Source organism: Bacillus multifaciens (assembly GCF_030756675.1).
GTDB lineage: Bacteria > Bacillota > Bacilli > Bacillales > Bacillaceae_G > Bacillus_A > Bacillus_A multifaciens.
The window spans coordinates 49,067-58,878 of record NZ_JAVBXD010000032.1 but is presented as its reverse complement, the minus strand read 5'-3'; the positions used below and the strand labels follow the sequence as shown (position 1 = coordinate 58,878).

Here is a 9,812-nt window from a genome sequence, read left to right as displayed (position 1 = left end):
ATGATCAGGTTGATAGGTTCGAGGTGGAAGCGTGGTGACACGTGGAGCTGACGAATACTAATAGATCGAGGACTTAACCATATAATATGAAGCAATGTTATCTAGTTTTGAAGGAATATACCTTCATAAGTCTGGTAATGATGGCAGAGAAGTCACACCCGTTCCCATACCGAACACGGAAGTTAAGCTCTCTAGCGCCGATGGTAGTTGGGACTTTGTCCCTGTGAGAGTAGGACGTTGCCAGGCAAACGAAAGACGAGTCAGTGGACTCGTCTTTTTTTGTTTTTTATCCTGTAAAAACTGAATTGGAAATCTTCACTGGTGGAAGTTTCATTTCATAATTAGGAAACTTTATATTCCTTATTCATAAAATAAAGAACAGCTGATTAGACGTGAGAAAATATGGATAGGATAGAGAAGGAAGCAAAAGAGTTGCAAAATTTTTTAATACGTATATAATTAAAGTCAAAGATAGTCAAAGTCAATAAAGGTGGAGGATAAATGAGAAATATATCTGATATTATTGAACAATATCTAAAGCAAGTTATTGACTTAAGTAATAATAGTGCAATTGAAATTAAAAGAAGCGAAATTGCTGATAAGTTTGATTGCGTGCCATCTCAGATTAACTACGTTATCAATACTCGTTTTACGCTAGAAAGAGGATTTGTAGTGGAAAGTAAACGAGGTGGCGGAGGTTACATTCGCATTATAAAAGTCAAATTGCATGATGATATAGACATTATTGATCAAATGTTACAAATGATTCAGTATAGTATTGCTCAGTCAAGCGCTGAGAATATAATAAGGCGTTTAGCGGAAGAAGGCATTGTTACAACTAGGGAAGCAAAGCTCATGTTTAGTGTTTTAGATCGATCTGTACTACTAACAGACTTACCACTTCGAGATGAATTGCGAGCACGTATGCTTCGAGCAATGCTTAGAACACTGAAATATAAGTAAAACTTCTTTTAGAAATGATCTATCTTCTGAAGGTTAGTTGAACGAATAAGGTTATAAATTCATAATTCGTTCCTATTGTAAAGGTGGGGAAATACGTTGATTTGTCAAAACTGTAATTCACGATCAGCAACGCTACATTTTACAAAAGTAATGAATGGAAAAAAGACGGAGATTCATCTTTGCGAGCAATGTGCACAAGAAAATGGATATACGTCTTTCTTTCAATCAAACAAATCTAGCTTTTCATTTCATAATTTATTAGCAGGTTTACTACATGTTGAACAACCTACATTTGAGAAAGAAACGAATGGCCTTTCGAATACAGATCCGTTGCAATGTTCGAAATGTAATATGACGTATTCGCAATTTGCAAAGATCGGTAGATTTGGTTGCTCTTCTTGTTATGAAACTTTTAAAGAACAAATACAGCCGATGCTAAAGCGGCTTCATGGCGGATATACGAGTCACAATGGAAAAATTCCTAACTGTATAGGAGGAAATATTCATCTAAAAAAAGAATTAGATGAGTTAAAACTAAAATTGCAGGAATGCATACAACAAGAAGAGTTTGAACAGGCTGCAGAATTACGTGATAAAATCCGCGGCTTAGAAAATCAGCTTCGTGAGCATAGAGAGGGGGAATAGAGTTCTATGTCACTCGATCGTATTATGAACGAAGCAATTAGCCCGTGGATGAGGGAAGATGGTCCTGATTCCGATATTGTTTTAAGCAGTCGTGTTCGATTGGCTCGGAATTTACGAGATTACAAGTTCCCGACTATGTTAACAACTGAAGAGGCGGAGCAAATGATTAAGGTATTTCAAGAAAGGTTTGCTAATCAAACGGTTGAACCTTTTGGGAAATTTGAACTTTTACAAATGAATAGCATTCAGCCGTTGCAGCGAAGAGTATTAGTAGAAAAGCACCTTGTAAGTCCGGATTTAGTAGGAACAGAATATGGTGCTTGTTTATTATCTGAGAATGAACAAGTAAGCATTATGCTTAATGAAGAAGATCATATTCGAATCCAATGTTTATTTCCAGGACTACAGTTGTCAGAAGCGCTGCATAGTGCAAATCAAATTGATGATTGGATAGAAAGTCAGGTTGAATACGCATTTGATGAACAAGTTGGTTATTTAACGAGTTGTCCTACAAATATAGGAACGGGTTTACGAGCTTCAGTGATGATACATTTGCCTGCTCTCGTTTTAACAGAGCAAATGAATCGCATTGTTCAAGCAATTAATCAAGTTGGTTTAGTGGTAAGAGGGATATATGGCGAAGGTAGTGAAGCGTTAGGAAATATATTTCAACTTTCGAATCAAATGACATTAGGAAAACCTGAAGAAGATATTGTAGAAGATTTAAAAAGTGTTGTTCAGCAACTTATTCAACAAGAGCGAACAGCAAGGGAATCTATCATGAAAAACTCAAGTGTAGAGCTTGAGGATAAGGTATATCGTTCTTATGGTGTACTGGCAAATAGCCGTTTAATTGAATCTGCTGAGGCTGCAACATGTTTATCGGATGTGCGGCTTGGTATTGATCTTGGATATATCGAAAGTATATCCAGAAATATTTTAACAGAATTAATGGTACTTACACAGCCGGGAATTTTGCAGCAATACGCTGGTGGCCCACTGCAACCTGATGAAAGAGATTACCGCAGAGCAGCACTTATTCGTGAAAGATTACAAATTGAACAAAATCGAGCGAAGTAGGAGTGTGATTTATATGATGTTTGGAAGATTTACAGAGCGAGCACAAAAAGTATTAGCATTATCCCAAGAAGAAGCAATTCGCATTGGTCATAATAATATTGGTACAGAACATATTTTACTCGGTCTTGTACGAGAAGGAGAAGGAATTGCTGCGAAAGCATTGGTCGCACTTGGATTAAGCCCAGAGAAAGTTCAAAAGGAAGTAGAGGCACTAATTGGACGTGGTACAGAAATGTCTCAAACAGTTCACTACACGCCGCGTGCAAAAAAAGTGATCGAGTTGTCCATGGATGAAGCGCGTAAACTAGGACACTCTTACGTGGGAACGGAGCATATTTTACTCGGTCTTATTCGTGAAGGAGAAGGGGTTGCAGCCCGTGTTTTAAACAATTTAGGTGTAAGTTTAAATAAAGCACGTCAACAAGTACTGCAGCTTCTTGGTAGTAATGAGACAGCTTCTGGCCATCAAGGTGGTGGTTCTGCTAATGCAAGTACACCGACACTTGATAGTTTAGCTCGCGATTTAACAGCTGTAGCTCGTGAGGGGCGTTTAGATCCTGTGATTGGCCGCAGCAAAGAGATTCAACGTGTTATTGAAGTATTAAGTAGAAGAACAAAAAATAATCCTGTATTAATCGGAGAACCTGGTGTTGGTAAAACTGCGATTGCTGAAGGATTAGCACAACAAATTGTAAACAATGAAGTTCCAGAAACTTTACGTGATAAGCGTGTTATGACATTAGATATGGGGACTGTAGTTGCTGGTACGAAATATCGCGGTGAGTTTGAAGACCGCTTAAAAAAAGTTATGGATGAAATTCGTCAAGCGGGTAATATTATTTTATTCATTGATGAGCTTCATACATTAATAGGTGCGGGTGGTGCAGAAGGAGCAATTGATGCATCCAATATTTTGAAACCATCATTAGCACGCGGGGAACTGCAATGTATTGGGGCAACAACGCTAGATGAGTATCGTAAATATATTGAAAAAGATGCGGCATTAGAGCGACGTTTCCAACCAATCCAAGTGGATGAACCAAGTTTAGAAGAATCAACCCAAATTTTAAAAGGATTACGTGACCGTTATGAAGCTCATCATCGCGTTTCAATCTCAGATGCTGCGATTGATGCCGCTGTAAAATTATCTGATCGTTACATTACAGATCGTTTCTTACCTGATAAAGCAATTGATCTAATTGATGAAGCAGCTTCAAAGGTTCGTTTACGCTCTTATACTACACCGCCAAATTTAAAAGAGCTTGAATTAAAACTAGAAGAGGTAAAAAAAGAAAAAGATGCAGCAGTGCAAAGTCAGGAATTTGAGAAAGCCGCTTCTTTACGTGATATGGAACAACGTCTACGTGAGAAACTAGAGGATACGAAGCGTCAATGGAAAGAGCAGCAAGGTAAAGAGAACTCAGAAGTAACAGTAGAAGATATTGCAAATGTTGTTTCAACATGGACGCGAATTCCAGTCTCTAAGCTAGCTCAAACAGAGACAGACAAATTATTGAACTTAGAAAATATTTTACATGATCGTTTAATCGGACAGGATGAAGCTGTAGTTGCAGTTGCAAAAGCAGTACGCCGTGCTAGAGCAGGTTTAAAAGATCCAAAACGTCCAATCGGTTCTTTTATTTTCTTAGGACCAACTGGTGTTGGTAAAACAGAACTTGCACGTGCATTAGCGGAATCTATGTTTGGTGATGAGGATGCGATGATTCGTATTGACATGTCAGAGTACATGGAGAAACACTCTACTTCTCGTTTAGTTGGATCTCCTCCAGGATATGTTGGATATGAAGAAGGTGGCCAGCTAACAGAAAAGGTTCGTAGAAAACCATACTCTGTTGTCTTGCTTGACGAGGTAGAAAAAGCACATCCAGATGTATTCAATATTTTACTGCAAGTACTAGAAGATGGTCGTTTAACTGATTCCAAAGGCCGTACAGTTGATTTCCGTAATACAATCGTAATTATGACTTCCAACGTCGGTGCAGATGCATTAAAACGAAATAAACACCTTGGATTTAATGTACAAGATGAAAGTCGTGATTATGCAGATATGAAGGGTAAAGTAATGGATGAGTTGAAAAAAGCATTCCGCCCTGAGTTCTTAAACCGTATTGATGAAATTATTGTGTTCCATACATTAGAGAAGAAACATATTAAAGAAATTGTTACTCTTATGGTAGAACAGTTAGTTAAACGTTTGAAAGAACAAGAAATTGATTTAGAGTTAACAGATGCTGCGATTGAAGCGATTGCTGATAAAGGATTTGATCCGGAGTATGGCGCGCGTCCACTACGTCGTGCGATTCAAAAACATGTTGAAGATCGATTATCGGAAGAACTCCTTAAAGGAGTTGTTGAGAAAGGTCAAAAAGTTGTTTTTGATACAGAAGGGGAAACATTTGTCATTCGTAGTGCAGAAAAGGTAAAATAAACATAGACAAACAAAAGGGGGCTAAACAATAGCCCTCTTTCTTGTACAAGAAAGAAATACTTTTGTTACACATGAAAGTGAAGTGTAAAAAACGATGGCTAAAAAGAAAACAAAATTTATATGTCAAGAATGTGGTTATCAGTCACCGAAGTACATGGGAAAGTGTCCGGGATGTGGACAGTGGAATACCCTAGTCGAGGAGATGGAGCCAGTTGTATCATCGCGTCGACTTAATTATGCAAATGCAATTCAAACTGAAGTAACGAAACCTCGTCGTTTGAAAGAAGTAGAAACGAAAACAGAAGCGCGTATTGAAACGAAATTTCAAGAATTTAACCGGGTTCTTGGAGGAGGAATTGTAGATGGTTCTCTCGTACTTATAGGGGGGGATCCTGGTATTGGGAAATCTACATTGCTATTGCAGATATCATCACAACTAGCAGACCTTTCTTATGATGTCTTATATATATCGGGTGAAGAATCCGCAAAACAAATTAAACTTCGAGCAGATCGTCTTCATGTAAATGGAGATAATTTATTTGTCGTATCGGAAACAGATTTACAACGAATTGCAGTATATATAGATGAAATGAATCCATCATTTGTTGTAATTGATTCTATTCAAACGATTCATTTACCGGAAGTAACTTCAGCACCGGGAAGTGTCGCACAAGTACGTGAATGTACAGCGGAATTGATGAAGCTTGCGAAAACAAAAGGAATTCCGATTTTTATTGTAGGTCATGTAACGAAAGAAGGAGCAATTGCCGGTCCTCGTATGTTAGAACATATGGTGGATGCTGTTCTTTATTTTGAAGGGGATCGTCATCATACATATCGAATTTTACGAGCAGTAAAAAATCGTTTCGGTTCAACCAATGAGATGGGGATTTTTGAAATGAAGGAACTTGGTCTTTCAGAAGTGTTAAATCCTTCTGAAATCTTTCTAGAAGAAAGACCTGTGGGTGTTGCGGGGTCAACGGTTGTTGCCTCTATGGAAGGGACAAGACCTGTTTTAGTAGAAATACAAGCATTAATTTCTCCTACAAGTTTCGGGAATCCAAGAAGAATGGCAACGGGAATTGATCATAATCGTGTCTCTCTTATTATGGCAGTGCTAGAAAAAAGAGCAGGGTTATTGCTCCAAAACCAAGATGCTTATTTAAAAGTTGCTGGAGGAATCAAGTTAGATGAACCTGCAGTGGATTTGGCAGTTGCAATAAGCATTGCATCAAGTTTTCGTGATAAAACGACTTCCCCAGGCGATGCCGTTATTGGTGAAGTTGGCTTAACTGGAGAAGTTCGCCGTGTCTCTCGGATTGAACAGCGTGTACAAGAAGCGGCAAAATTAGGGTTTCAACGTGTAATTATCCCGAGGAAAAATTTGGGTGGATGGACGATTCCGGAAGGAATTGAAGTAGTTGGCGTATCAAATATAGGAGAGGCTCTTCGATTTGCACTAGGAGGATAAGATATGGAAGAACACAAGCAACGTTCTAAAAGTATTATTAATATTTTGCAGCTTGTTGCACCGGGGACACCGTTAAGAGAAGGAATTGATAATGTGCTTCGCGCACAAACGGGTGGGCTTATTGTACTCGGATACAACGAACAAATTAAAAGTATTGTTGATGGAGGATTTCATATTAATTGCGCCTTTTCTCCTGCTAGTCTATACGAACTAGCAAAAATGGATGGAGCTCTGATTTTAAATGAAACGGGGAGTAAAATCTTAATTGCGAATGGACAGTTAGTTCCAGATCCAACTATTGACTCTATTGAAACAGGTATGCGCCACCGAACAGCAGAGCGAGTGGCGAAGCAAACAAATAGTCTTGTTGTTGCTATTTCACAAAGACGAAACGTAATTACTTTATACCAAGGGAATTTACGTTACACATTAAAAGATATTGGGGTTATTTTAACAAAAGCAAATCAAGCAATTCAAACATTAGAAAAGTATAAGGCTGTATGGAATGAAGGAATAACAAACCTTGGTATTTTGGAATTTGAAGAAGTCGTTACGATGTCTGAAGTTGTACATGTATTGCATAGCGTTGAAATGATGCTGCGTATTAAAAATGAAATCTTTAGTTACATTCATGAGTTGGGAACAGAAGGAAGACTTATTCGTTTGCAGTTAACAGAATTGATTGCTGACGTAGAAGCAGAAGCTGCACTATTAATTAAAGACTATTATCATGAAAAAACACAGGATCATTATCAAATTTTAAAAAAATTACAAGAGCTTGCAAATGCCCAACTTCTAGAAGACAGTGATTTGGTAAAACTCCTTGGATATTCCGGACAAATGAAATTAGAAGAGAGCGTTACACCGCGAGGGTATCGAATTGCAAGTAAAATTTCTAGAGTTCCACCTCTTATTATCGAAAATTTAATTAATCGTTTTAAGAATTTACAAGGAATTTGCCGTGCAACAATTGCAGAACTGGATGATGTGGAAGGAATTGGAGAAGTGCGGGCGAAAAAGATACGAGAGGGTTTAAAACGAATTCAAGAACACTTGTATATGAGCAGACACAATTAAGAATATTACATTGATTTCATAATATAACGACACTCAAAGATTTTTTATATATGATATGATATATTGGTAAATAAAACAAATCATAAAAAAAACGTCCACTTTTGCACTCGACGTTTTGAGTGGCGAAGTAATGGTTAATAATGAGTAGGAGGTGGTTGAATGTTAAAACGAATCGTACAGCTTTTCTTTTTAGTTATTGGAGGAGCATTAGGGATTTTTCTTATTCCAAAAGTGATTGATATGTTGGGTGTAGGTGCAGTACCTTGGCTTGAAGGTTCTTATATTCGTGCAATTATTGGTGCAATCATTTTATTTTTAACAACATTTTGGCTTGTAGATTATATTGTTCAGCTTATTAAACATATTGAGGAAGCGCTTGTAAAAGCACCTGTTACAGATGTTTTATTTGGAACATTAGGATTAATTTCAGGGCTAATTGTTGCGTATTTGATCTTGATTCCGATTCGCGAAATTACCATTCAAGTCATTAGTACAGTATTGCAAATCTTTTTCACACTATTACTTGGTTACTTAGGATTCCAAGTAGGGTTTAAAAAGAGAAATGAGTTGTTAGGATTGTTTACATTGCCGCAACGCGGAGGAAAGAAAAAAAATACGAGCAATGAAAATGAGGAAGTAGAAAAGTCAACTTCTGATTGGAAAATACTAGATACAAGTGTTATCATTGATGGTCGTATTGCGGACATTTGCCAAACAAAATTTTTGGAAGGAACAATTGTCATTCCGCAATTCGTGTTAGAAGAATTACAACATATCGCTGATTCCTCGGATGCATTAAAGCGTAATCGCGGACGAAGAGGTTTGGATATTTTAAATCGTATTCAAAAAGAGTTACCTATTCCAGTAGAAATTTATGAAGGTGATTTCGAAGACATTCAGGAAGTCGATAGTAAGCTTGTGAAACTAGCGAAATTAACTGGCGGAACTGTTGTTACAAATGATTTTAACTTAAATAAAGTTTCTGAATTGCAAGGTGTGACGGTTTTAAATATTAATGATTTAGCAAATGCGATTAAGCCAGTTGTACTTCCAGGTGAAGAGTTAAGGGTTTATGTCGTGAAAGATGGGAAAGAGCAAAATCAAGGTGTTGCTTATTTAGATGATGGTACAATGATCGTTGTCGAAGATGGTAGAGAGCATGTTGGTTCTCAACTTGATGTACTTGTTACAAGTGTATTGCAAACATCTGCAGGCCGTATGATCTTTGCAAAGCGTAAATTGTTAGAGAAAGCGTTATAAGTAGAGGGCTAAGACGATGTATACATTAATTATTCCAGCAGCAGGACAAGGTAAGCGTATGGGCGCGGGGAAAAATAAGTTGTTTTTGCAGCTTGATGATGCTCCTATTATTATTCATACATTACGGGCTTTTGAAAAAGATGAACAATGTAGACAGATTATCTTAGCGATTAATGAGAGAGAGCGTTCTTATTTCGAAGAACTTTTTCAAACTTATCATATTCAAAAAGATATCCAATTTGTTCAGGGCGGGAATGAACGCCAGGATAGCGTATATAATGCTCTTATGTATGTAAGAGAAGGAGAGTATGTACTTGTCCACGACGGGGCGCGTCCGTTTGTAACGAAAAAGATGATTGAAGATGTATTGCAAATGGCGAAAGAAAAAGGTGCTTCTATTTGTGCTGTACCTGTGAAAGATACAATTAAAAAAGTGATGCATGATGCTGTTGTTGAAACAGTAGAACGTTCCCAATTGCGAGCGGTTCAAACACCGCAAGGGTTTCATGTTCCTATTTTGTTAGGGGCGCATGAGAGTGCAAAACAGGCGGGTTTTCTTGGGACTGACGATGCCAGCTTGGTAGAGCGTCTTTCTAAAGAGGTAGGAGTTGTAGAAGGCAGCTATTACAATATTAAGGTTACAACACCTGAAGATTTAGTGATTGCTGAAAGCTTCTTGCGAGTTTTGCAAATACAGTAGCGATGTTATAATGGAAAAGCTCGGTAGCTACCGAGCTTTTCTGTGTATAGAGTGGAAAAATTGGCGCGCGGACTTTTATATGTCCGTGCGAGTAATATAATGTGAAGCTGTTCATAAATAGCGGGATAAAGTGAAACTTCCATCAGTGGGGGGTATCCCCACTGATG

8 protein-coding genes and 2 rRNA genes are annotated in these 9,812 nt (G+C 37.8%); all 10 read left to right on the top strand.

Annotated elements, in window-relative coordinates; all coding sequences use genetic code 11:
- Positions 1–81 (top strand): 23S ribosomal RNA (locus Q9306_RS18375); the annotation flags it as partial.
- Between the two features lie 49 nt (positions 82–130).
- A 5S ribosomal RNA gene (gene rrf, locus Q9306_RS18370) occupies positions 131–246 on the top strand.
- Between the two features lie 255 nt (positions 247–501).
- Positions 502–963: a CtsR family transcriptional regulator gene (locus Q9306_RS18365; RefSeq protein ID WP_020062263.1), complete on the top strand. Its 462-nt coding sequence runs from the start codon at positions 502–504 to the stop codon at positions 961–963.
- Between the two features lie 96 nt (positions 964–1,059).
- Positions 1,060–1,608: a protein-arginine kinase activator protein McsA gene (gene mcsA / locus Q9306_RS18360; RefSeq protein ID WP_306201057.1), complete on the top strand. Its 549-nt coding sequence runs from the start codon at positions 1,060–1,062 to the stop codon at positions 1,606–1,608.
- 6 nt (positions 1,609–1,614) lie between these two features.
- Complete coding sequence (mcsB, locus tag Q9306_RS18355; RefSeq protein WP_306201055.1) at positions 1,615–2,688, top strand: protein-arginine kinase McsB; 1,074 nt, start codon at positions 1,615–1,617, stop codon at positions 2,686–2,688.
- Between the two features lie 13 nt (positions 2,689–2,701).
- Positions 2,702–5,137: an ATP-dependent protease ATP-binding subunit ClpC gene (clpC, locus tag Q9306_RS18350; RefSeq protein ID WP_306201053.1), complete on the top strand. Its 2,436-nt coding sequence runs from the start codon at positions 2,702–2,704 to the stop codon at positions 5,135–5,137.
- Between the two features lie 94 nt (positions 5,138–5,231).
- Positions 5,232–6,608: a DNA repair protein RadA gene (radA, locus tag Q9306_RS18345; RefSeq protein ID WP_306201051.1), complete on the top strand. Its 1,377-nt coding sequence runs from the start codon at positions 5,232–5,234 to the stop codon at positions 6,606–6,608.
- A gap of 3 nt (positions 6,609–6,611) precedes the next feature.
- Positions 6,612–7,685, top strand: a complete 1,074-nt coding sequence (gene disA, locus Q9306_RS18340) for a DNA integrity scanning diadenylate cyclase DisA (RefSeq protein ID WP_306201049.1) — start codon at positions 6,612–6,614, stop codon at positions 7,683–7,685.
- Positions 7,686–7,844: 159 nt separating this feature from the next.
- Positions 7,845–8,945 (top strand): PIN/TRAM domain-containing protein, encoded by a 1,101-nt coding sequence (locus Q9306_RS18335; protein ID WP_306201047.1) that lies wholly within the window; start codon positions 7,845–7,847, stop codon positions 8,943–8,945.
- A 16-nt stretch (positions 8,946–8,961) separates the two neighbouring features.
- The gene (gene ispD / locus Q9306_RS18330; RefSeq protein ID WP_306201044.1) at positions 8,962–9,645 is read left to right on the top strand and encodes a 2-C-methyl-D-erythritol 4-phosphate cytidylyltransferase; all 684 of its coding nucleotides are present in this window, start codon (positions 8,962–8,964) and stop codon (positions 9,643–9,645) included.
- Positions 9,646–9,812 lie beyond the last annotated feature (167 nt).